Genomic DNA, 21,842 nt, shown 5'->3' with positions numbered 1-21,842 from the left:
CCGGACCGGTGGGGCCACTTACGGTCATGCACATGCACCCTCGGAATGTGTGGCAGGCCATGTCCCGGCCGAACTTCCTGCTGTCGGCCTGGCCTTGGCGCTCCGCCGCGTATCTGCTGACCGGCGCGATCACCGGCGTCGCCGCCCTGCTGGTGATCGTGACGCTGGGCACGCTCTGTGGTGCGCTCGCCATCGTCTTGGTGGGGCTGCCACTGCTCGTCCTGGTCTGCCTCATCGGCATCCCGGTGGCCGAGGTGGAGCGGCGCAGACTGCGCCTGGTCCACCGCGATCCGGTGGCCGGCCGGCACCAAGTGCCCGCCACACCGGGACTGTGGGCCTGGCTGACCACCCGGATTCGCGAACCGGGGACCTGGCGGGAGCTCGGGTACGCCGTGCTGTTCGCCGGGCTGCTGTGGCCGATCGACGCCCTGGCCCTCACGGTCGCCCTGCTCTTCCCCCTGTCCGTGGTTGCCACCCCGCTGCTGATGGCCACGGTCGGCGACGGTCACGAGGCGAAGGTGCTCAAGCTGTGGACGGTCACCACCTGGCCAACCGCGTTCGGCGTCGCCGTACTGGGCCTGCTCCTGACGGGTCTGGGCGCTTACGTGCTCGGCGTCACGGCGGGCGCCCGCGCCGAGCTGGCCCGGCTGCTGATCGCCTCCCGCGAGGGCGAGCTCGACGCCGAGGTGGTCGAACTGGGTCGCTCCCGCGTCCGGTTGGTCGAAGCCTTCGAGGCCGAGCGGCGCCGTATCGAGCGCGATCTGCACGACGGCGCCCAACAGCGCCTCGTGGCACTGACGATGGCCCTCGGGCTGGCCCGCCTCGACGCCCCGCCCGGCCCGCTCGCCGACCAGCTCACCAGGGCCCAGGAGGAGGCGGGCAAGGTGCTCGCCGAACTGCGCGAGCTCATCCACGGCATCCATCCCAAGGTCCTCACGGACTACGGCCTTCCCGCTGCGGTCGCCGACGCTGCCGACCGCTGCGTGGTCCCCGTCGACGTCGCCCTCGAACTGTCGGGCCGGCCACCCCGGGCTGTCGAGTCCGCAGCGTATTTCGTGGTCCGCGAGGCGCTGGCAAACGTCGCCAAGCACAGCGGGGCCGACTGCGCGCAGGTGGGCGGAGGTCATCGCGCCGGACGCCTGTTCCTTGAGGTACGCGATGACGGCTGCGGCGGCGCAGACGCCTCGGCAGGCAGCGGCCTCACCGGTCTCGCGGACCGGGTGTCCGTCCTGGATGGCAGACTTGCCCTGACCAGTCCGCCGGGTGGACCTACTCTGTTGCGTGTGGAGTTTCCTTGCGAGTTGACCATGGCGGCCGACCGCTCCGCGTAGTTCTCGCCGAAGACAGCGTGCTGCTGCGGGAGGGGCTCATCGGCCTGCTCAGCCGCTGCGGCCACGAGGTGGTGTCGGCCGTCGGGGACGCGCAAGCACTGGTCGCAGCGGTCGAACAGCAGGCACCCGACATCGTGGTGACGGATGTACGCATGCCGCCCGGCTTCCAGGACGAGGGGCTGCACGCGGCAGTGCGGCTGCGCGAGCAGCGCCCCGCACTCCCGGTCCTGGTCCTCAGTCAGTACGTGCATCGGGCGTACGCCGCCGAACTCCTCGACTCGGGCGACGGATCAGGCGTCGGCTACCTGCTCAAGGACCGGGTCGGCCAGGTCGAGGACTTCGTCGAAGCGCTGCACGAGGTGGCGGACGGCGGGACGGTGGTCGACCCCGAAGTGGTGCGCCAGTTGCTGCGCCGCCGCCGCGACCCGTTGGAACAGCTCACCCCGCGCGAACGAGAGGTGCTGGCACTCATCGCCGAAGGCAGGTCCAACGGCGCGATCGCCAAGCAGCTGGTGGTCTCCGAAGCGGCGATCGGCAAGCACATAGGCAACATCCTCACCAAGCTGGACCTACCTCCGACGGACAAGACCCACCGCAGGGTCCTGGCCGTCCTCACGTACCTGCGGGCATGACCCGTCGAGAGCACCGGGCCGCCACGCCCGACTGACGTAGGCGGCAAGGTACGCGGCGGCACAAGTGCGTTCCCCTCGGCGGCGGAGCCGGCGTGCAGCCGGGTGAAGCGCGGCGGGGCTGCTCGCGCCTCCCTCCAAGGAGCTGCCGGCACCGTTTCCGTCCGGCCCGTCGCGCCTGGTCCCGGCACCGCGAGCGGCGGCACGCCGCGAAACGCTTCATCCCGGGCACCGTCCGCGTCATCATGGGCGGTGCCCGGGTCGTGCCATCGGGGGACCACGGCCGGGTGGAGAAGTTCCGGGGGGAACCGTGTCCGCGTCCGCGCGCTCGCACGCACCGCACCAGCCGGCAGTGGCCGGCACCGCAAGGGTCTCCGGGGGCACGGCCGCGGGGGCGGCCGCTGCCGGGAGCGGTTCCGGGTCCGGCGCCGGAGCGGGAACCGGGTCCGGCGCCGGCTCCGCCGTGGGCCCTTCGGGGCCGGTCCGGGGGCGCGGCGTGCTCGAAGGGGCCTTCGCCCTGCTGGAAGCCCTCCGCCGGCGGGAGGACGGAGCGGGGGTGACCGAACTGGCCCTCGTCTGCGGGGTACCCAAAGCCTCCGTCCACCGCCTCCTCGACCAGCTCATCTCCCTGGGCGCCGTCGAACGTTACGGCGCCCGCTACCGGTTGGGGGCCCGGCTGTACCGGATCGGGCAGGCCTGGCAGCCCCACCCGGGGCTGCGGGAGGCCGCCCGTCTCCCGTTGCACCGGCTGCGGGCGGCGACGGGGGCGAGCGTCGTGCTCACCGTGCTGCACGAGGACCTCGCGCTGACGGTGAGTTCGGTGCCGGGGGCGCTGGAGCCGGTGCTCCCGGTGCGCAACGGCAGCGGTTTCCCGCTGGACACGGCCGCGGGGCGCGCCCTGCGCGGCCCCTCCCGGCCTGGCCCGGTCCTCGACCGGGAGGAGGTCCGGGCAGGGGTGTGCTGCGCCGCGCTTCCCGTGCGGGCCCCCGACGGCTCGGTGGTGGCGGCGCTCGCCGCGTTGGTCCCCGCGCCCGGCCCGGCCGGATCCGCCCCGGCGGGGCAGCCGTTGGACCGCCTGGCGCAGGGCGTGGCCCAGGCCGGCGCCGCCATCACCAGGCGCCTCGCCCGCGCTCCGCAGCGCCCGTCCGCTCTCCCGCCGGGCCTGCTGCGCTGACACCGCAGGCCCGGCCGGCGCCTCCCCGTGGCCGGCGCGCCTCCCCTTCGTACCGCGGCTCACGCGTTCCACTCAGCGGAACGCGCGTAGATCCGGGGCGGGTTGACGGCGCACAGTGGGGATGTGCCGGGGGGCCGGCACACCGGGGTCACCGCAAAGGTGACACGACACACGGGGGTACACCATGAGCCGCAACACCGTACGCTTCGCAGCCGCCGGCCTGCTCGCGCTCGGCAGCCTCGCCGGCTTCGCCGGGACCGCTCAGGCCGAGCCGATCGATTACGTCCGGATCGAGTTGCTGGAGCTGACCTGCCACCAGCAGAGCGAGGGCGACCACGACGAGGCGTACATCAAGATCACCGACGCGAACGGCAACCAGGTCAAGGTCTGGCCCGGCAGCGCCAAGTACCAGACCATGGGTACCAATTACCTGCGGTCGCTGAGCGACGCGAACGGCAACGCGGCACTCGTCCTGGGCAAGCAGCAGGCACGCACGCTCACGCTGTGGGACTACGACTCGACCAGCTCGGACGACAAGCTGGGTGCGACCCTGGTCACCGGCAGCGAGGCGAACGGCGAGGTGCAGTACCGGTCGCTGGAGGGTTCCGGCGGCGTGTACACGATCGCCTACCGGGTGATCGACATCTGACCCGGCCCGCCGCCGGCGGCGGGGCGTGCCGCGTCAGCGGTAGTCGTCGGGGTGGCCCTGCATCCAGGTGTTGATCTCGTCGCGGGTGGCGATCAGCTCGGTCTGGTGCTTCTTGAGGTTGTCGAAGGACCGGTCGCCGCCGAGCGTCGCGTCGAGCTTTTCGATCAGCGCGACCGGCTCGGGGAAGTGGCCGGGGCCCTTCGGGTCCGCCTTCATGGCGCGGTCCATGCGGTGGAGTTCGTCATGGACCCGCCCCAGGAAGTAGGCGCAGTTGCCCGGGGTGCACGCTTCACCCAGGGTCGCCTGGAGCCCGGCGAACGCGTCGCGGACCTTCTCGGGCCCCGGGGTCCCGGGGCCCTCGGACGGCGCGGGGCCCGCCGACGACGCGGGGCCCGCGGAAGCCTCCGAGGACGCCGAGGGCGGTGCGGCCGTGCCGGCCCCGGCCACGGCTGCGCCGGGAGCGCCGGCGGGCTTGTCGTCCTTCGGGACCGTCGTGCAGGACACACAGACCGCGGCCAGGACCGCGACCGCGGCACGGCGCAGCAATGGGTTGAGCATGGGTTCCCCCCGTGATCGGCTGAGCAGCCGACCCTACCCGCTCCAGCGCGGGCTACGGGGGGCTCACGCACGCTCCGGGAACGCCCAGCGGGCAGGCTTGCCGCGCCCGCCGACCTCGCGCTCCAAGGGCGCAGCCCCTCGCGGGCTCGCTCCGGTGCGCACGGTGCTGCCCTACGAGGCGCGAACCCTGCTCGACCACGCCGACCGCGTCCGGATACGCGGGATCGCAGCAACCGGCGCACGGACCCTCACCGTCGGCATCCCGGGCAACGGCACCGACCCGGGAACGGCCAGAACGGCCGCCGCCTACCGCCGAACCCGCACCGGCACCGGCACCGGCACCGGCACCGGCATCCACGCCCGCGACACCGGTTTGACCGACCCGACGTGGTCGGACTGCGCGCCGGACGCGGTCGGCTTGGCCCCGCTCGGACGGGGCATGCCCGCGGAGTTCACCGTGGTCCCGCTGGTCGGCGTGGCGCCGAGCCCAGCGGTGGCGGTCCGCGACGAAGGAGACATCGCGACCCGGCCCGCGCCGCAGACCACACCCCACCGGCCAGCAGACGCGGGAGCGCAGGGGGAACGCGGAGTAGCGCGGGATCACCGGAGTGGCCCTCGACCTCCTCACCGGCTCGTACCCGGACGCCTCCCCCTCCGCTGCGGCCTCGTCCCCCATACCGGCGCGGGCAGCCGGTTCCACCGGGCCCCGTGGTCGGCGGTGCGTCGCGCGCCTGGTAAGCCGCGCCGCGGGACACGCCAGGTACAGCGCTCACGCGTACGGCCGACCCGGGATGCGGGGCGGGACCCCGCGGTGAAGCCTGGTGGCGTCATTGAGGCGAGACGGCTCGAAATCGCCAAGGGTCGGGCCGGCTGCCACCTGAGGGTGAGGTGGCCGGGGACAGCCACGATCGCACCAACCGGGGCACAGAGGTGACGGGGAGCTGATACCTGGCTGTGACTGCGACGGCGGTGAAGCCCAGTCCGACGATCAGTCGCTGAGCCGAGAAGCGGAGCTTGGCCAATCCCTCGGCCATCTGTCCGAAGCCGTCGAAGTCCGGTCCGGTGAGTTCACCGACCGGGTGACGTCCATGGCCCTCAGCCCGGACGGACGCACCGTCGCCACCGGCAGTTTCGAGTGCACGGTCCGCCTCTGGGACGCGGCGACGGGCAAGACCCGCACCACACTGCTCGGACATTCCGACGCCGCGACGGCTGGCGTACCTGCGGGGCCGATCGGTCGGCCCCGTGTGTCCGTGAGCCGCGCGCTGCGGGATCACAAGCCTCGGGCGACGGGGTGCAGCGGTTCGTACAGCGCAAGTTCGGCGCCACTGGGAAGACGGACCGCGGTCAGTCTGCCCCAGCGCTGTTCGTTGACGGGGCGGGTGATCTCCACGCCCTTGGCCCGGAACTCACCGAGCTGGGATTCGAGGTCGTCGCACATCAGGTAGAACTCGTGCCGAGGTGGGCCCTCGGTCGGGTGCACGGCCACTTCGGACGGGGGCGTCTCGAAGATGAGCCAGCCGCCGCCCGCGTCGACACCGGGGAAGCCGAGGACGTCACGGATGAAGGCGCGGTCCGCCTCGGCGTCGTGGCTGTAGAGGATGACGTGTACACCGTTGATCATGGCTCGCCCCTGTCCGCTCTACGTCCTCACGGTCCCCTCCCGGCATCCTGGCACGCCGGGAGGGGAAGATCTCCCGCCGACCCGCCCCGGCGCCCCAGGTCGCGCAGTACCACCCGGGCGGCGCGCGCGCCGGAGGCGAGCGCGCCCTGGACCGAGCCGGTGGCGCGGTGGTCGCCGCACACGTACCGGCCAGGCGCCGTGCGCGTGGTCCGGGTGAGCGGCTGCGGCGGCGTCATCGCGGGCAGCGCGTCCTCGATGGTGCGGACGGTCAGCAGGTCCCAGCCGTCCGTGTCCGTTCCGTACGCCTCGCCCAGCGCTGCGCGGAGCCGGCCCTCACGCCCGGGCACGTCCCGGCCCAGGACCGATGTGGCGATCAGGGCGTGGCCGGGCGGGGCGTAGGCGGGGACGACGTCGCTGAGGACACATGTGTTGAGGAAGCGCCGACGGGTGTCCACCAGCAGCGTCGGCTCGCCCAGCGGAGACCGGGGCGCGACGTGGTAGTACGTCGTCACGATCCGGTAGGCGGGCAGGGCGACCTCGGGCAGCAACGCCCGCACGCCCCCGGGGCCGGTGGCCACCACGACTGCGCGCGCCGGGATCTCCTGGCCCGCCGTGGTCAGTGCGCCGTCGTCCGTGAGCTCCGCCACGGCGTGCTCCAGCCGTACGGTATTGCCGGGGAGGGCGGCCGCGAGGGCCTGCGGGACCGCCCCGATGCCGTCGGTGGGCAGGCACAGCGTGCCGCGGATCATGCTCCGCCAGACCAGGTGGAACATCCGTGCGGAGGTCACCAGCTCGTCCTCCAGGAAGACGCCCGACAGGAAGGGGCGGAAGAACCCCTCTACGAACGCTTCGGAGATGCCGGCGTCCGCGAGTGCGGTGCGGGTGGTGGTGTCCGCGAGCCGTTTGATCCGGCCGGGGGGCAAGAGTGCGTCACGGGCGGACAGCAGGCCGAGGGCGACCAGGTCGCGGGGACCGGCGAGGCCGCCCCCGACCAGGCCGGGCAGCGTGCGCGCGCGGCGGGTGGGGTCACAGAAGCGGAGCCGGCCGGAGGGACCGTGGACGAGTGCGCCCGGGGTGAAGGGCCGCAGCCGGAGATCCTTCAGGACGAGCCGGCGACGGACCTGGGGGTAGGAGGTGTTGAACACCTGGAACCCGCGGTCCACCACGAAGCCGGCGACCCGGTCGGAACGCATTCTGCCGCCGACCGCATCGCCGGCCTCCACCACCCGGACGCCGACACCTGCCGCCAGCAGGTCCCGGGCGCACGCGAGCCCGGCCAGGCCGGCCCCGACGACAAGCACGTCCGTCGCGTCCAAAGTTGTGGACACACGATCACCTCTCCTACCCGCCGGTGCGGCCCGCGCCGCTCGTCAGCAGCGAGCGTCCACGCTTTGACCTCCACCTGCCCTTCCCCGTTTCCGGCGCGAGCGGATGCAGCACGCGAAGGCGTGGCGGGCCGCGTGGCGGTCAGCCCTGGCTCAGCGGGGCGTACGCGCCCCAAACCGTCAGGGATCCCGCCCGACAGGGATCCCACCCGTCAGGGATCCCACCCGTCAGTGGTGGCGAACGAGGAAGACCTCGTCGACGAAACACCAGGCCCAGGGCTCGTCGGGGTCCAAGGACATGACCACGGGGTGTCCCGTCTGCGCATGGTGGGCGTAGGCGTGCCGGCCACGGGAGCTGTCGCAGCATCCGACGTGCCCGCAGGCCGCACACCATCTCAGCCCGGTCCAGGTCCAGCCGAGGGCGCGACAGTGCGTGCAGACGTCGTGCGGCGTCTCCGGGGAGGCGGGCAGCGCCGCCCCATGGGAACAGGTACGCCCCTGCGGGCGCCCGCCGTCGGGTGACACCGCCCAGGAGCAGGGCGGGGGCGAGGCGGAAGGCTGCCGGCGCAGGCCGTCAGGATTCCGGTCCGTGCGGGCCATACGGGCTCCTTCCGGCCTGGGGTGGGGGCAGCGGCCGACCTTGCTGCCTCCAGCCTATTGCGCGAACGAACCGGTCCGTAGGGGGCACCCTTGGTAGCGGACGGCCAAGGTCCGTACGGTCTCGGCGACGCGGTCGCGGAGTTCGGCCGGAGCCATGACCTCGATGTCGCTGCCCAGCCGCAAGAACTCCCCATGGGCGTGGTCGATCGATTCGATGGGCACCCGGGCCTCCGTCCACCCGCGGCCGTCGGGTGTCACGCCGAGACGGCGGGCGCCCTCCGGGGTGAGCCGTACCAGAGCCTCCCCGGTGTGGAGCCGGTCTTGGAAGTCGATCAGATAGCCGTTCCAGTACGCGGCCAGGTCGAACCCGTCCGGGACGGCGCACTCTTCTTCCAGGGGCCGTAGTTCGTCGATCTGGTCGACGCGGTAGGTACGGATCCCGAACGGCCCGCCCGCGACCACGTACCAGCGGCCCGCCTTGAGTACGAGCCCGTACGGCTCCACCCGCCGCTCGATCTCCTCCGGCGCCCGCCAGCGCCGGTACCGCAGGACCACCGCCCGTCGCGCCCACACCGCGGCGGCGACCGCGGCAAGGTGCGGCGTACTGTCTGCGCCGCCGTACCAGCCGGGAGCGTCGAGCAGGAAGCGTTCCTGGATCCGCCCGGCGTGCTCGCGCAGCTCCGCCGGAAGGGCTGCCCGCAGCTTGAGTTGGGCGGTGGCGAGCGCTTCACCGAGGCCGAGCTCGGCGGCGGTGCCCGGGAGCGCGGCGAGGAACGCGGCCTGCGCCTCGTCGGCGGTCAGTCCGGTGAGACGGGTCCGGTAGCCCTCCAGCAGCCGGTAGCCGCCCAGGTGGCCGGCGTCGCCGTACAGCGGGATACCGGCGGCGCCGAGCGCCGCGACGTCCCGGTAGACCGTACGCACGGAGACCTCCAGTTCCTCGGCCAGCTGCTGGGCCGTCATCCGGCCCCGGGTCTGGAGGAGCAGCAGCAGGGTGACCAGTCGGCTCGCGCGCATGCCGCTCAGTATCCACTGACAGTGGATGTCAGGGGAACGTCCCTAGCCTGCGGTGCATGGACGACTTCGACTTCCTTCACGGCTGCTGGGACGTGGCCAACCGCCGTCTCACCGCACCTCTCGGCTCAGGCCCGGCCACCTGGGTGGAATTTCCCGGCCATGCCGTCGTACGGTCGCTGTTCGGCGGGGCCGGCAACATCGACGAGCTCAGCCTCCCCACCCTCGCCCGCCAGGGCGTGACCCTACGACTGTTCGACCGCGAGCTGGAGCGCTGGTCGATCCACTGGTCCGACAGCCGGACCGGCCGGCTGGATCCGCCGGTGGTCGGTGGCTTCACGGGTGACCGCGGCGACTTCCACGGCGAGGACACCTACGACGGCCGCCCGATCCGGGTGCACTTCACCTGGTACCGCCTCGGCCCGGACGCCGCCCGCTGGGAGCAGGAGTTCTCCGGCGACGACGGCCTCACCTGGGAACTCAACTGGATCATGGACTTCACGCGCACCGCGGCGGCCGGCGCATGAGCATCGTCGAACTCCGGCAGTACACGCTGCGCCCCGGCACCCGGGAAACACTGATCGAGCTGTTCGAGCGCGAGTTCGTGACCGGTCAGGAAGCGGTCGGCATCGCGGTCGGCGGCAGGTTCCGCGACCTTGACGACCCGGACCGCTTCGTCTGGCTGCGCGCCTTCCCCGACATGCGGCACCGTCGGCGCTCGCTGGAGGCGTTCTACACCGGCCCGGTCTGGCAGGAGAACCGCGACGCGGCCAATGCCACCATGATCGACAGCGACGACGTCCTGCTCCTGCACGGCCCGGGCTTCACACCGCACTCGGGCATCCGCGAGGTGATCGCGACCGTCTGCCGGCCGTCCGGAGCAGCCGCCTTCGACGCGTACGCAGCCCGGCACCTGGATCCGGGCCATGCGCTGCACCGCACCGCACACGTCGAAAACGACTACCCGCGCCTGCCCGTGCGGACCGGGGAGGACGTCCGGGTCTGGTTCGGTCCGGCCGAGCCACTACCCTGGCCGATCCGGCAGCTGCGGCTGGAGCCGGTGACGGCGTAGCCCCGCGCGGGTTCCAGCGGCTCGGGCGGGGGTGTCATCGGCCGTCGCGGCGCCGTTCACACATCACCGGGCCGCTGACCCACGGTTCGCGCAGCGAAGCACCTGTCAACTCGCGTGAAGGGGCCGGTGCAGGTGGCTACCGTTCTGCCGTTCCGCGATGAGCGTCGGCAGGTCGCGCATGTCGTGGAAGACGGTGGTGTCGGGGCCTTCGAGTCGTTCAGCCGGGGTGAGCCCGCCGGCATAGCCGAAACACTGCATGCCGGCGGCGCGGGCAGCGCGAACACCGGGCCGGCTGTCCTCGACCACCACGCAGGCGGCCGGATCGACGCCCATGTGCCGGGCCGCGTGCAGGAACAGGTCCGGGGCGGGTTTGCCCCGGGCGACCTCAGTGGCGCTGAAGATGCGGCCGGTGAAGTGTTCGTAGAGTCCGGTGCGGCCGAGGGTGTGCCGCATTTTGTCGTGGGAGCCGCTGGAGGCGACGCAGGTCGGCAGGGTGAGCGCGTCGAGGGCTTCGGGCAGGCCTTCGACCGGGCTGAGCTCGGCGTCTACGGCCTCACTGTGAAGTCGCTCGAACCTCTCCGACCAGGTAGTGGCTGTGTCCTCGCCGAGTTGCGCCGCGATCTGTGCACGGATGGCCGCATGTGAGCGGCCGATGAACCGGTCCACGACCTCGTCCTCGGTCAGCGGCCAGCCCAACTCGGCACCCAGCGCTACCTGCACACGCGCGGCGATGCGCTCGCTGTCCACCAGCACGCCGTCGCAGTCGAATATGACGAGTTCAATGGCATTGATCATCTCCGTAGCATAGGACCTCACCGTCAGACAGCCGGATCACCAATCGGCTCTGCCCGGCGGATTACGCATGTCGCCGCCGGAGGATGCGGGCGGGCCGGTGGTCGAAGCCGAGCGTGGAGCGGGCAAGGTTCGACTTCGGCGAAGGAATACCGCCGGGCCCCCGGAATTGAGGTCCCGGGTCCTGTGCGGGTCACGCCGTCGCCGGCAGTTCGAGGACCGTGCCCGTCTCCGGTGCCTCGGGGAAGCGCGCGGAGTAGCCGTATCGCTCGTACAGCTGAGGATCCTCCCACCGGGCGGTGCGCAGCGTGCGGTAGTTGAACCACAGCGTCAGGCCGTCCGGGGCGTTCAGGATGACGCGGGCCAGCGCCTCGTCATCGGGGTGGTGGTAGGTGTCCCCGTTGGTGGACACGAGGTAGTGCCGGGCGGGGGCGGCTTCGAGCAGGGCCTCGGTCACGTTCCGCCGACTGGCATGGTGCGGAAGTTTGAAAGCGTCCAGCTCCAGGGCCGGCAGGCCGCGGTGGGCGGCTACCCCGCGCAGACCGGCCCCGAGCACGGGGCCGAACGCGTCCGCCCCGAGCACGGCGCGGGCACCGCGGTGTTCTATCAGCAGCGCGATGCTGCTCCCGTTCGGAGCGGTCGTGTCGTCGGCCGTCTTGCGAGCGGCAAGGGCGGCCAGATCCCCGAGGGGTTCCAGGACGTCGGACCTCACGAGGTCGGGCTCGGGCCTCACGCCCTGCCAGCCGCGCCTGGCCTGGTCGACGGCTTCGGCCCACTCGTGCTGCAGCATCACCAGGCGTTCGTTGGTCGGTGAAAGCACGGTGATCTGCGGCCCGTCCGGGACCGGCACCTCGATGAACCCGGACTCGTCCCCGGTGTCGATGGGCCCGCCGCCGAATGCCCGGTTCCACGGCAGCACGGGACCGGCGGACTCCCCGAGCAGCGCCGCTATCAGGCTCTGCCCCTCCGCGACGCTGCCCTCCACCCGGCCCCTGGACGGCAGGTGCGGAGGGCCGTTGAACCAGTAATCACCGACGTCTTCGGCATACTCGCTCCGCAGGAACGAGAGCATGCCGCCTATGTGATCACTGTCGATGTGGGTCACCACGGCTACATCGATGTGCCGCTCGTCGGGTTCGAGCCGGCCCAGCCTCTTTTCGAGCCGGGGCCAGGTGCCCGGAGGGCCGCCGTCGACGAGCATGCGCCAAGGCGGCCCGCTCCCCCGCACACACTCCACGAGCAAACAGTCGCCCAGTCGCGCAGGCAGTACCTCGATGCGGATGGCTGTGTCCATGGGATCGTCTCCCTCCAGCCGGGCGCACCATCAAATCTACGCTTGTCAACGGGGCGCCGCAGTGCTGGGACGAGCGCTGCCGGCGAGGCGGCCCGCCCGCCCCGAGCGGCGGCGGCCGGGGCCCGAGCCCCACCCCCGCGCGCCCGCGGTCAGCGCCGTGCGCAGGGCAAGGCGGGTGAACATTGGGCGATGCGGCATCCTTTCGGGGCGCGGCCGGGGGATAACGGCGAGGAGGGTCGGCAGCCGGCAGGGCTGCCCCGGCGTGCGACGAGGGTGAGACATGGCGGTCACCGGTGCCTGGAAGCGGGCGAACCATCACCGGCCCGTCGGCTGCTTCGGGCCCGAGGGCCGGGCAACGTACACGGCGAAGGACCCGGCCGGCACCACCACCGGCTCCACCCGCGACGTCCTCGGGATGCACGAGGTCGACGCCCCGTCGGCACCGGCCGGCCGGGCCTGCGTCCCGGACGGCCCGCGCCCCGTCCGTTCCCTCGACACGTCCGCACCCCGGCCGTGCCGCTCCCACCGGAATCCAGAGGATGGCCCATGCCGCTAAAAGGCTACGGTGTCCTGGCCGCCCGCGCCGTAGACCGGCGCCGGGAGGGATCCAGCGATACCCCTCACTACCAGATCCACCTCACCGACAACGCCGGCACCCACTACCGGGCCGCCGTCAACGTCGAGTCGCAACAGGCGCCCTCGGAACTGCTCTACCTGGTCGACGACGACCTGCGCCACCCCGTGACCGAGCTGCTCCCGCCGGCCGGCAGCGGATGGACGGCCCTGGCGTCACGGCCGGGCACGGCCGGCCTGGACTTCATCCGCGGCAACCTGTTCGACCCCGCCTCGATGCGAGTGCTCCCGCCCGATGTCGAGGGCGCCGACAATGACCTGGCCGACCTGCTCGACCACTACGTGCAGCGTGCCATCGCCGACCCCACCGCCACCCTCTACGTCTTCGGGCAACGGTTCGGCCCCGAGGCCAACATCCCCGACAAGGTGTTCGGTTTCCGGCCCGGCAACGGCGTACACGACATCCACATGAACCAGGGCAACAGCGGGCGCTTCCGCTCCGACGACGGCGTCCGGCAGGACGGCGCCATGCTCGTGCACCTCCCCGCCGAAAACCGCTGGGTCGGCATCTTCCTCGCTTTCCAGTCCCAGTCCTGGCACACCGACGACAACACCGGGCATTCCATCGACACCGCACCGCCCCGCTCCAGCGACCGCGACGAACCCCTGCGGATCATGGCCGCACTCGTCAACCCATCCGGCTCCGCACCGGAAGCCGTCACCGTGCTCAACACCTCACCGGCCCCGGTCGACCTGCGCGGCTGGCAGCTCACCGACCGCAACCGGCAGCCCCTCCCGCTGCCGGCGGGCACTCTCGAACCCGGCACCACCCTCACCGTCGCGAGCGGCAACGGCTTCCGCCTCGGCGACCAGGGCGGCACGATCACCCTCCTCAACCCGGACGGCATCAAAGTCCACGGCGTCGCCTACACCGCGCGACAGGCGGAACCCGAGGGACGGACCATCACCTTCTGAACACCGGCCCGGCAGAACGACGGCGCCCTCGCCGGCCGGCCAAAGCGATCTGGTCGGCCGACGAGGGCGGTATTTTGCGCGCTGCGCACCGGTGGTTCAGTCGAACCGCACACAGATCGCCACCGGTAGCTTCGGCGACCAGGTCCTGGTGTTGTAGTCGTACGCCTGGGCGTAGCCGTTGTTGCCGGGGGCGCAGGGAGCGGAGATGTTCGTCTCCAGGTAGACGGCTCCGCCGGGGATGCCCGAATTCGTCTTCGCGATCACGTTGTCTTGGTACCTGACCTGCCCGAAGTTGTACTTGACGGCTATATAGACCTTGCCGCCGAGGGTGAAGTTACCTCCGCCGATCTTGAGGTGCCCCCGGTAGGTGTACTGGAACAAATAGAGGTTCCCCGGCGCCTTGTGCAGAGCGGCTCGGGTTGACGCGGCCGGGGTGGCTGCGTCGGGGGGAGTTGCGCCGGCCGGCGAGGCGGCGAGGCCGATCGCGGCCAGTGCTGTCGCGCTCAGCACGAAGCGTCGCGGCCAGTGGGAGGCCGAACGTGGAAGCGTGCCCATGACTGCTCCTTCAACCGGTTCGAATCCGTCACCACGGGCGGGCGTTCAGGTAGATCTGCGGGGACCAACGGGTGCAGGAAGAGTGGCTCAGAGCGCCGCCGCGGTTGCACGCCTGGACGACGAAGTTGTAGTCACCCGCCTCGGCGGTGATGGTCCACACTCTCCGGGGGCCTCCGGTGAGCTCTGTCTGTACCCAGCGTCCAGAGGTGGGCGATACATAGCGGATGTTGTAGTGGGTGGAGTTGTATCCGCCGAAGTAGACCCTGACGACGTCGCCGCACGAGTCGAATTGCGCGCCCAGGTAGGGGCTGTTGCCGTACTGGAAGCGGGGAGGCGTACCTCCGATGTCACTTCCTCCGTTCGGCGCCGTACCGTCGCGGAAGAAACACCCCTTCTTCAGGTCCGGCGACTGCCCGGAGGCGCCGCCGAGGACGTGGACGGTCGTACTCTGCGGTGCCCGCGGCCCGGCAGCGACGACGCTCGGTGCGGCGACCATGCCGGAAACGAAGACAGCTGAGGTAAGTACCGTTAGTGTGCTACGCCATCTCAAAGCACTCATGATGCGCTCCGAAGGAAAATGGGAACTCCTGCTCGGCGGCGCGTTCGGGCCGACTTCAGGAGAGGTTGGTACGGCATCGCTGGGCAGTGGAGCCGATGGCCTTTGACGCCGGCGGCGCATACCGTCTGCCGCCCGCTGTGCTGCCCGCACTCACCGTGAGACCACGGTTCCAAGTTAAGTCGGACAGGCGCAGACCGCCTGCCGGGCCGACGTTCCGGTCCTGGGCCGCACCCGGGTGTGAAGGAGACCTCCACCGCCGGCAACTGGTGCACAGGAGGCGGGAGGAGCTGCCGGGCCGTGTGGCGCGCGCCCTTTCCGTGCTCCCGCCGCCGAGAAGCCGCGAGGACCCCGCGCCGGTAGAATGGCGCCATCAGGCGTGCAGTGCCCGCCGCGGAGTGCACCGCTCGACCGGGCAACCGCGAAAGCGCCGGCACAGCCCCATTCGTGTGCGCCGAATGCCAGTAATACCCTCGTCATGACAGAGGAGTTGGCGTCATGAGCAACGTCGTGAACCGGGCAACGACCATCGCTGCCGCAGCCCTCCTGGCAACCGCCGGCGTCTCCGTCGGCGCCACCCAGGCAACGGCCCTGCCAAGTGCCCCCACCTGCCACGTGGCCGACCTGCACCTGACGGTCGGCGAGCCGGAAGGCGCCGCAGGATCCCTCTACTACCCGATCCTGTTCACCAATACCTCAACCCACACCTGCGCGTTGCGCGGATACCCCGGAGTCAGCGTCATCGACGTCCAGCACCGGCAGATCGGCACCTCGGCGATCCGCACCGGCGAGCCGGTGAACACGGTGTCCGTGTCCCCCGGCCAGACCGTGACTGCGGTCTTCCGCACGAACAGCCGGAGCGTGGTGCCGAGCTGCCGCCCGGTGTCGACCTACGTCAAGGTCTACCCGCCGAACAGCTTCCAGGCCGTCCAGATCCCCTCCCACCTGCGGCTGTGCGGGGCCTTCGAGATCAGCCCGGTACAAGCCTCGGATTGACCGCGCCCCCACCATCCGGCTCCCCCACGATCTCTACCTGCGGTACCTCTTCCGGTACTGCGTCGAGGCCCGCTGCAAGACGTTCCCTTCCGCGGACGTCTGGCGGGCCTCCTTGGACGACCGTCTCCTCGACCGCGAAACCGCTGACCCAGACCTCGGCGGGTACGTCTGGGGCGCGAAGGACCGATTGCGGCCATCGCCGCCGGTCCTAGTCGGAGCGGGCCTTGTCGAGGAGCTCACGGTAGGGCATCTGCGCCATGGAACCGCGGACCCGCGTGAGGCCGTACCGGTCGATGACCTTTTGGTTCTTGTAGACGCTCACGGGGTCGAAGACTATGCGATCACCCGGCGGTGACACGTCCACCACGATGGCAGGCCACTCCCCATAGTTGACCTTCCACACTGAGATGCGTTGCCGACGCCGGGTCAAGTTGAGGATTTCACTACTGTTCGAGATGTCAGACCGATACCTGTACTCGGCATTGGGGGGATCCCCTCCTCCGGCCTCCCTGCTGATCCTCGCGCCCACCGCCTTGGAACGCTCGTAATCGGCGGGCATGGTCATTCTGTCCTTCCTGATCACGTACACCTCGGTCTGCGCTTTGATCGCTTCGTAATTGCGCGCCTGCGGATCGTTGATCTCGACCACCGCATCCTGCAGGACTTCTTCACCCGGGTTCAGCACGCGCCCCACCGGTGTGACGAACGCGCCGTCGTAGATCAGATCGTCTCTCGCAGCCTTGCCGTCGGAGAAACTGCTGGCCGAACCACCGTGGATCCAGTAGATGCTGTCGAGGACGTAAACAGGGACCTGGCCGGCGTTCTTCACGTGCAGATGGACCGTCACGTACATGCGCTTCCCTCCCCTCGCCAGGACCGAGTCCCTGAACTCGGCCCCACTCTGTAGCACCGGGGGCATCACGTAGGGAACGTAGAGCTGCGTGTAGGCAAGGTTGGTAACGGCGAGGAGGGTGGAGACGATCACCCCGATCGCGATTCTCCTCGGAACGTGAAGACCCTGCCACGCCCGGCACCTGATGAGCCTGAACAGCGCCACCGAGGACCACGCCGCGAGGGCCATCCCGATCAGGGTGTAGCCGGTGAAGCACTCGCCTATCTGCAGGGAGAGGAACAGGATGCTGCAGACGAGGGAGAGGACCACTCCGGCCAGAACCGTCACCCCCGAGTAACTCCATCGTCTCCTCCGCCAGTAGTCGACAGCGGCTGCGGCCGCAGCCAACTCCATCAGGGCGGCAACGAGGACGGTGAATCCAGCGATCCTCCCGCCGTAGGTCAGGGCGTCACCGCTGTCCGAGAGTCCGATCCGAAAGAGCGGGTACGCGGTCACCAGGAGCCCGAGAACCATGAAGGAGCCGATCGCCCGTCGCCGCCACGCTCGGTCCGGCCAGACGGTGTCGTCCGCACCGAACCAACGGACCGGCTGGTCAGGCGGCAGACCGGCACGACGCAGGAGTCCTCGGAGCTCCCTGCGGGACCGAACGCTGCCGACGGGCCTGCCGTCGATGAGGACCTTCCGCAAACCGAGGCCGTCACTCCCGCCGACGGTCACCTCAGGCGTGTTCTCCATAACTCCAGCCTGCCGCTCGTCCGCAGGGAACGCCGCCCGGAGCGCGCCTCTTGATCACCCCTCCAGGGTGCGCTCGACCCAACACAGGGTGAGTCTGGAGTTGTTGTGTTGCTGTGTGATGTGTTGAAGTGCTCGTCCTTGCAGGAGTTCCCCATGCGTACTCGACTTCTCGGATTCATCAGCGCCCTCGTACTGGCTGCTCTCGGGGCCGCGGTTCCCGTCGCTCAGGCTGCGGCACCGGCTGTCACCGGACCGGCGTGCGTGGCAGCCCACGGAAAGGTGGTGTACGACTCCGGCACCGGACTGTGGACCTGCATAGGCGGCAGGTACGACGACGAACCCATCACGACCTGAGTGCCGGCCGGACCTGCTCCCCTGCCCCACCACGTGGGCTGCTCGGCGTGATTCCCGGCCTTGGCACCACACGGGCCTCGACACCACACGGCTGGTGCCCCCGGCGGCAGGAGTGCATTCCGCTTCGACCGCCCGGGGTGTGCAGTCCGCTCCGGAGTGGAGGTGGTCAGCCGGCGCGCTTCAGTGCGGCCACGTCCTTGGCCAGCCTCGCCATCTCGGCACTCAGCTCCCCCACCTGCCTGTTCAGGGCTCCGAGGCCGTCGTGTCGCCCCATCCCGGCCTCCCCGTTGACCGCAAGGCTCCGCGCCCGGGCGACTCCGGTCGGCACGCCCCTGATGGGGATTTCCACTCCTTGCCATGCCGCCAGCACAGCCGACTGCTCGGCACTGCCGGCTCCGAAGAGTTCACCTGCCTTCTGGAAGGTGGTGTCCGCGAAATCCTGGAACTGGGTCTCGGCGCCGGACGCTTTGAGCGATTCGTACCAGATGGTCCCGGCGCGTTCCCAGGCGAACCCGCCGATGCCCATGGCGGCGAGGAAGAACGCCTTGTTCGGAATCCCGGAGTTGAAGTGCACGCCGCCGGAATCCCCTTCCTCCGTGTCGGGCAGGTGGACGAACTTGCTCATCCGGTCCGGCTGGGGGTCCTTCCCGAACAGCGCGTTGTCGTACGCGTGCCCCGGGGCCTTCATCGAGCGCAGGGCGTCGGCATCGATCCCCGGGGTCCACACGTCGGCCCCGATCAGCCAGTCCGCTTCCTCGGCCGACTGTTTCAGCGACCACTGCTTGACCAGCGAACCGAAGACGTCCGACATCGACTCGTTCAGGGCCCCGGGCTGGTTGTGGTACGCCAGTCCCGCAGTGTGCTCGGTGACTCCGTGCGTCAACTCGTGGCCGATCACATCGAGGGATCTGGTGAGGTCTCCCAGCATCTTCCCGTCCCCGTCGCCGAAGACCATCTGGCGCCCGTCCCAGAATGCGTTGTTGAACTTCACACTGAAGTGGACGTACCCGTCCAGGCGCATACCGTGGCCGTCGATCGAGTCGCGCCGGAACACCTCCTTGTAGAAATCGCGCGTCAGGCCGAGCCCGTCGAACGCCCGGTCCACGGACTCGTCCGCGGACACCGGTCCGTCCTCGGACCTGGCCAGGACTGCGGATGCCAGGAAGCTCCCCTGGTCACAGTCGAAGACGGTGCGTCGACCGTTACCGGTCGCGGTTGCGGCCGGGCCGGCGAGGGACGCCCGGACCGCTCGTTCGCCCCGCAGGCGCGCGGTGGTCAGCATGGTGGCCAAGGCAGCCTGGCGCACCTCGCCGTCTTCGCTGTCCAGAAGCTTCTTGAGCAGGTACGGGGGGATGACGCAGTTGAGTCGGGAGGTCCTGTTCATAGGACACCTCCTGGGAAGAGGAGCAACGGGCGAGCACGCATCGACGCCCGGAAGTGGTCGGGTCGGGTGCGGCCGGACGCAGCATGGCCACGGCCCTCCGCGAGGGTCTCGTGGGCGAACGGCAAGAGCCGACTGGATGTGGCGATGGCAGAAAAGCATTGGCGCCGACCAGCCCGGTTTCCAGAGCCGGGGCCGTGCTCATATCACCAGTCTCGGACCGCCCGTAGCCACTGGCAATCGCAGCGCGAGCATGCAACGGGCGAGCCGGGATGGCAGCGCAGGAGGTTCGCCCGTCAGGCGGGCAGGGCGGGGTAGTCGGTGTATCCGTGGTCGTCGCCGCCGTACAGGGTGGCCGCGTCCAGGGCGTTGTACGGGCCGCCTTGCTGCAGGCGGCGTGGCAGGTCCGGGTTGGCGAGGAACATCGCGCCGAAGGAGACGAGGTCGGCGGTGCCGTCCTCGATCAGCGCGAGGGCGTCGGGCCCGGTGGGGTCCGGGTGCGTGAAGGGGTTGAGGACGAAGGCGGTGGGCCAGGCCTTGCGCAGGCGGTGGGTCAGCTCCCGGTCCGGGCCCTCCATCAGGTGCAGGTAGGCAAGGCCGAGGCTCGCGAGGCGGCCGGTGAGGGCCCCGTAGGTTTCCTCGAGGTCATCCTCGGCGATGTCGTTGTAGGGGTTTCCGGGTGAGAGGCGGATACCGGTGCGGTGGGCGCCGATCGCGTCGGCGACGGCCGCAGCGACCTCGACGGCGAAACGGATCCGGCCCTCGGTGCTGCCGCCCCAGGCGTCGGTGCGCCGGTTGGTGCCGGGGGCGAGGAACTGGTGGATGAGGTAACCGTTGGCTCCGTGGATCTCCACCCCGTCGAAGCCGGCGGCGATCGCGTTGCGCGCAGCGTCGACGAAGTCGGCGATCGTCTGGTGGATCCCGGCCTCTGTCAGCTCCTTGGGGACCACCATGTCCTTGGGACCCTGGTGGGTGAATACCTGGCCCTTGGCCGCGATGGGAGAGGGGCCCACCGGAAGCATGCCGTCGGGCAGCAGGCTGGGGTGGCCGATCCGGCCGGTGTGCATCAGCTGCGCGAAGACGATTCCGCCCTCGCGGTGCACGGCGTCGGTGACCTGGCGCCACGCGGCCACCTGCCGGGCCGAGTGCAGGCCGGGGGTGTCGGGGTAGCCCTGGCCCACGATCGACGGCTGCACGCCCTCGGTGATGATCAGGCCGGCTCCGGCGCGCTGGGCGTAGTACGTCGCCGTCGACGCGGTGGGGGAAGCTCCTTCGCCATAGGCGCGGCTGCGGGTCATCGGAGCCATCGCGATGCGGTTGGCCAGACGGATCCCGCCCAGGTCGAACGGTTCGAATGCGGTCTTCATGGTTCACGGTTCCTTCGTGGAGGACTGAGGCGCTGGGGCCGATAGCTGTTCGGACAGCAATCCAATACCTGTCCAAACAGGTAAGTAGGCTCTCCCATTCCCTTTCCCGTGTGATGGCGACCACAGTCCCCTGACGTGACCAGGGCGGAGCGGACGGATCCGTGCACCGGACGTAGCTGCGCTACCCTTTTCCTGTCCGGCCAGTCAGCGTGGTGCAGGGAGCGGGTTGTGCAGAGCAGTGACGCGGTTCGCGACGGGGGGCCGGATCCGGCCGACGGCGCTGACGCGACGGTGGCGGTACCGGCTTCCGCCGGCAGTGGGCCGATCAGCCACGCGATCTTCCGTGTCGCCCGACTGCACCGCATGCTCGCCGGCCAGCTGCTGCGCCGCGTCGGCCTGCATCCCGGTCAGGAACTGGTGATGATGCAGCTGTGGGAGCTCGGGCCCCAGCGTCAGGCCGATCTCGTCCGTCTCCTCGACTCCGACGCGGCCACCATGACCCGCACGGTCCGCCGCCTGGAGACTGCGGGCTTCGTGCGTCGGCGCCCCAGCCCTACCGACAAGCGCGCGTCCCTCATCGAGCCCACTCCCGCGAGCCACGCGCTGCGCCGGGAAGTCGAACAGCTCTGGGGCCGGCTGGAAAGCCTCGCAACCACCGGCCTGAGCCCGGACGAACGCAGGGAGACCCTGCGGGCCTTGGAAGGCATCGAAGCAGCACTGTCCGCAGCGGTCGCCTCCCCCGATCAGGCCACCGGCCCCACTCGGTGACGCAGACCGCCGGGCGCCGGCGGGACGGAGGACCGGGCGAGGCGGCGAACTTCTGGAGCCGGTGCGCGGCTGCCGGCACATCCGCCGACGTGGCACGTCGGCCGCACCGATGTCGGTAGGTTCGGAAGAGTGGACGGTGGACTCCCAGACGTTCGCCTACGCGGGGACCGCTGACGAGGCGCTGAGACAGCTCGCTGCGATGTGTGGGGAGGGAAGCGCGGGGGTCCGCGCTCCGCATATGGCTTTGCCCAACGGGCGATCGGGCTTCGGCAACCGACGTGGGCTCCACGGCACTTAGTGGCTGCGCGCTTCTACGGAGCCTCCGGGGGCGCGGGCCACCTCGTCACCGAACTCACGACCGCCGCCGGGCCCAAGTCGCGCCCGCGACCCTGCTCACGGCCGGACGGCCGCGGCCCCGGATCGTACCGGGGGGTGCGTGGCGCCACGCCGGGATGCAGGACGGGTCCGTGCGCAGCGGCGCAGCGGTGCCGGGTGCCGTCACCCACGCCCTGGCACGGCCTCCGTCGTGTCGATGAGGTCTGCCGAGACGCTGCGGCGTCCGGCCGGGCGTCGTACCGGTCGGGCTGTCGGCTCTCGTCCAGGCACGCCTGGAAGAGAGCGGCGGCAGACGGATTCGTCGTCCCGCACCCCGCAGCAGGCGATGTTTCGC

Annotated in this window: 22 protein-coding genes and 3 pseudogenes; 13 read left to right on the top strand and 12 right to left on the bottom strand. The window is 70.7% G+C overall.

Going from position 1 to position 21,842, the window contains the following annotated elements:
- Window positions 1-59 precede the first annotated feature (59 nt).
- The 4 genes from OG861_RS30350 (at window position 60) to OG861_RS30335 (ending at window position 3,783) form a co-directional block, all read left to right on the top strand.
- Window positions 60-1,331 (top strand): sensor histidine kinase, encoded by a 1,272-nt coding sequence (locus OG861_RS30350; protein ID WP_329201946.1) that lies wholly within the window; start codon window positions 60-62, stop codon window positions 1,329-1,331.
- On the top strand, window positions 1,295-1,963 hold the full coding sequence (locus OG861_RS30345) for a response regulator transcription factor (protein ID WP_330261916.1): 669 nt from the start codon (window positions 1,295-1,297) through the stop codon (window positions 1,961-1,963). The genes OG861_RS30350 and OG861_RS30345 overlap by 37 nt, the downstream gene beginning before the upstream one ends.
- Window positions 1,964-2,456: 493 nt before the next feature.
- Entirely contained in the window at window positions 2,457-3,134 is a 678-nt protein-coding gene (locus OG861_RS30340) for a helix-turn-helix domain-containing protein (protein ID WP_329192055.1), read from the top strand.
- Window positions 3,135-3,318: 184 nt separating this feature from the next.
- Window positions 3,319-3,783: a hypothetical protein gene (locus tag OG861_RS30335; RefSeq protein ID WP_329192056.1), complete on the top strand. Its 465-nt coding sequence runs from the start codon at window positions 3,319-3,321 to the stop codon at window positions 3,781-3,783.
- Between the two features lie 33 nt (window positions 3,784-3,816).
- Here the strand turns inward: OG861_RS30335 and OG861_RS30330 are convergent, their stop codons facing one another.
- Complete coding sequence (locus OG861_RS30330; RefSeq protein WP_329192058.1) at window positions 3,817-4,341, bottom strand: hypothetical protein; 525 nt, start codon at window positions 4,339-4,341, stop codon at window positions 3,817-3,819.
- A 941-nt stretch (window positions 4,342-5,282) separates the two neighbouring features.
- On the opposite strand from OG861_RS30330, the pseudogene OG861_RS30325 reads away from it, so the two are divergent.
- Window positions 5,283-5,486 (top strand): annotated as a pseudogene (locus OG861_RS30325) (hypothetical protein); the annotation flags it as partial.
- Window positions 5,487-5,614: 128 nt separating this feature from the next.
- On the opposite strand, the gene OG861_RS30320 reads toward OG861_RS30325, so the two are convergent.
- From OG861_RS30320 to OG861_RS30305, 4 genes are all read right to left on the bottom strand, one after another.
- Entirely contained in the window at window positions 5,615-5,965 is a 351-nt protein-coding gene (locus tag OG861_RS30320; RefSeq protein ID WP_329192060.1) for a VOC family protein, read from the bottom strand.
- A 26-nt stretch (window positions 5,966-5,991) separates the two neighbouring features.
- Complete coding sequence (locus OG861_RS30315; protein ID WP_329192062.1) at window positions 5,992-7,293, bottom strand: NAD(P)/FAD-dependent oxidoreductase; 1,302 nt, start codon at window positions 7,291-7,293, stop codon at window positions 5,992-5,994.
- A 225-nt stretch (window positions 7,294-7,518) separates the two neighbouring features.
- Window positions 7,519-7,890 carry a UBP-type zinc finger domain-containing protein gene (locus OG861_RS30310; RefSeq protein ID WP_329192063.1) on the bottom strand — a complete coding sequence of 124 codons (372 nt, stop codon included), beginning with the start codon at window positions 7,888-7,890 and terminating at the stop codon, window positions 7,519-7,521.
- 54 nt (window positions 7,891-7,944) lie between these two features.
- Window positions 7,945-8,904, bottom strand: a complete 960-nt coding sequence (locus OG861_RS30305) for a helix-turn-helix transcriptional regulator (protein WP_329192065.1) — start codon at window positions 8,902-8,904, stop codon at window positions 7,945-7,947.
- 56 nt (window positions 8,905-8,960) lie between these two features.
- Here OG861_RS30305 and OG861_RS30300 point away from each other — a divergent pair, with 56 nt between their 5' ends.
- Window positions 8,961-9,428: a hypothetical protein gene (locus OG861_RS30300; protein ID WP_329192067.1), complete on the top strand. Its 468-nt coding sequence runs from the start codon at window positions 8,961-8,963 to the stop codon at window positions 9,426-9,428.
- Window positions 9,425-9,973, top strand: coding sequence for an NIPSNAP family protein (locus OG861_RS30295; RefSeq protein WP_329192069.1), 549 nt, complete (start codon window positions 9,425-9,427; stop codon window positions 9,971-9,973). The genes OG861_RS30300 and OG861_RS30295 overlap by 4 nt, the downstream gene beginning before the upstream one ends.
- Before the next feature lie 105 nt (window positions 9,974-10,078).
- Here the strand turns inward: OG861_RS30295 and OG861_RS30290 are convergent, their stop codons facing one another.
- Both OG861_RS30290 and OG861_RS30285 read right to left on the bottom strand, forming a co-directional pair.
- Complete coding sequence (locus tag OG861_RS30290) at window positions 10,079-10,768, bottom strand: HAD family hydrolase (RefSeq protein ID WP_329192071.1); 690 nt, start codon at window positions 10,766-10,768, stop codon at window positions 10,079-10,081.
- A gap of 190 nt (window positions 10,769-10,958) precedes the next feature.
- Window positions 10,959-12,059, bottom strand: coding sequence for an MBL fold metallo-hydrolase (locus OG861_RS30285; protein ID WP_329192073.1), 1,101 nt, complete (start codon window positions 12,057-12,059; stop codon window positions 10,959-10,961).
- A 546-nt stretch (window positions 12,060-12,605) separates the two neighbouring features.
- Here OG861_RS30285 and OG861_RS30280 point away from each other — a divergent pair.
- Window positions 12,606-13,607, top strand: coding sequence for a DUF2278 family protein (locus tag OG861_RS30280; RefSeq protein WP_329192075.1), 1,002 nt, complete (start codon window positions 12,606-12,608; stop codon window positions 13,605-13,607).
- Between the two features lie 96 nt (window positions 13,608-13,703).
- On the opposite strand, the gene OG861_RS30275 is transcribed toward OG861_RS30280, so the two are convergent.
- The gene (locus OG861_RS30275) at window positions 13,704-14,162 is read right to left on the bottom strand and encodes a hypothetical protein (RefSeq protein ID WP_329192076.1); all 459 of its coding nucleotides are present in this window, start codon (window positions 14,160-14,162) and stop codon (window positions 13,704-13,706) included.
- Between the two features lie 28 nt (window positions 14,163-14,190).
- Complete coding sequence (locus OG861_RS30270; protein WP_329192080.1) at window positions 14,191-14,658, bottom strand: fibronectin type III domain-containing protein; 468 nt, start codon at window positions 14,656-14,658, stop codon at window positions 14,191-14,193.
- Window positions 14,659-15,216: 558 nt separating this feature from the next.
- Here OG861_RS30270 and OG861_RS30265 point away from each other — a divergent pair.
- Window positions 15,217-15,714, top strand: coding sequence for a DUF4232 domain-containing protein (locus tag OG861_RS30265; protein ID WP_329192081.1), 498 nt, complete (start codon window positions 15,217-15,219; stop codon window positions 15,712-15,714).
- A gap of 34 nt (window positions 15,715-15,748) precedes the next feature.
- A pseudogene (locus tag OG861_RS34335) lies at window positions 15,749-15,895 on the top strand (YxiG-like protein); the annotation flags it as partial.
- A gap of 27 nt (window positions 15,896-15,922) precedes the next feature.
- On the opposite strand, the gene OG861_RS30260 reads toward OG861_RS34335, so the two are convergent.
- On the bottom strand, window positions 15,923-17,302 hold the full coding sequence (locus tag OG861_RS30260) for a hypothetical protein (protein WP_329192083.1): 1,380 nt from the start codon (window positions 17,300-17,302) through the stop codon (window positions 15,923-15,925).
- A gap of 153 nt (window positions 17,303-17,455) precedes the next feature.
- Here OG861_RS30260 and OG861_RS30255 point away from each other — a divergent pair, with 153 nt between their 5' ends.
- Window positions 17,456-17,656, top strand: a complete 201-nt coding sequence (locus OG861_RS30255) for a hypothetical protein (RefSeq protein ID WP_329192085.1) — start codon at window positions 17,456-17,458, stop codon at window positions 17,654-17,656.
- Window positions 17,657-17,822: 166 nt separating this feature from the next.
- On the opposite strand, the gene OG861_RS30250 is transcribed toward OG861_RS30255, so the two are convergent.
- Both OG861_RS30250 and OG861_RS30245 read right to left on the bottom strand, forming a co-directional pair.
- Window positions 17,823-19,040 carry a M4 family metallopeptidase gene (locus OG861_RS30250; protein WP_329192087.1) on the bottom strand — a complete coding sequence of 406 codons (1,218 nt, stop codon included), beginning with the start codon at window positions 19,038-19,040 and terminating at the stop codon, window positions 17,823-17,825.
- Between the two features lie 293 nt (window positions 19,041-19,333).
- The gene (locus OG861_RS30245) at window positions 19,334-20,404 is read right to left on the bottom strand and encodes an alkene reductase (RefSeq protein ID WP_329192089.1); all 1,071 of its coding nucleotides are present in this window, start codon (window positions 20,402-20,404) and stop codon (window positions 19,334-19,336) included.
- Window positions 20,405-20,632: 228 nt separating this feature from the next.
- Here OG861_RS30245 and OG861_RS30240 point away from each other — a divergent pair, with 228 nt between their 5' ends.
- Entirely contained in the window at window positions 20,633-21,172 is a 540-nt protein-coding gene (locus OG861_RS30240) for a MarR family winged helix-turn-helix transcriptional regulator (protein ID WP_443056400.1), read from the top strand.
- A gap of 55 nt (window positions 21,173-21,227) precedes the next feature.
- Window positions 21,228-21,401 (top strand): annotated as a pseudogene (locus OG861_RS30235) (DinB family protein); the annotation flags it as partial.
- Between the last annotated feature and the right edge of the window lie 441 nt (window positions 21,402-21,842).

Source organism: Streptomyces sp. NBC_00539 (genome assembly GCF_036346105.1).
GTDB lineage: Bacteria > Actinomycetota > Actinomycetes > Streptomycetales > Streptomycetaceae > Streptomyces.
This window is presented reverse-complemented; position numbering and strand designations above follow the sequence as displayed.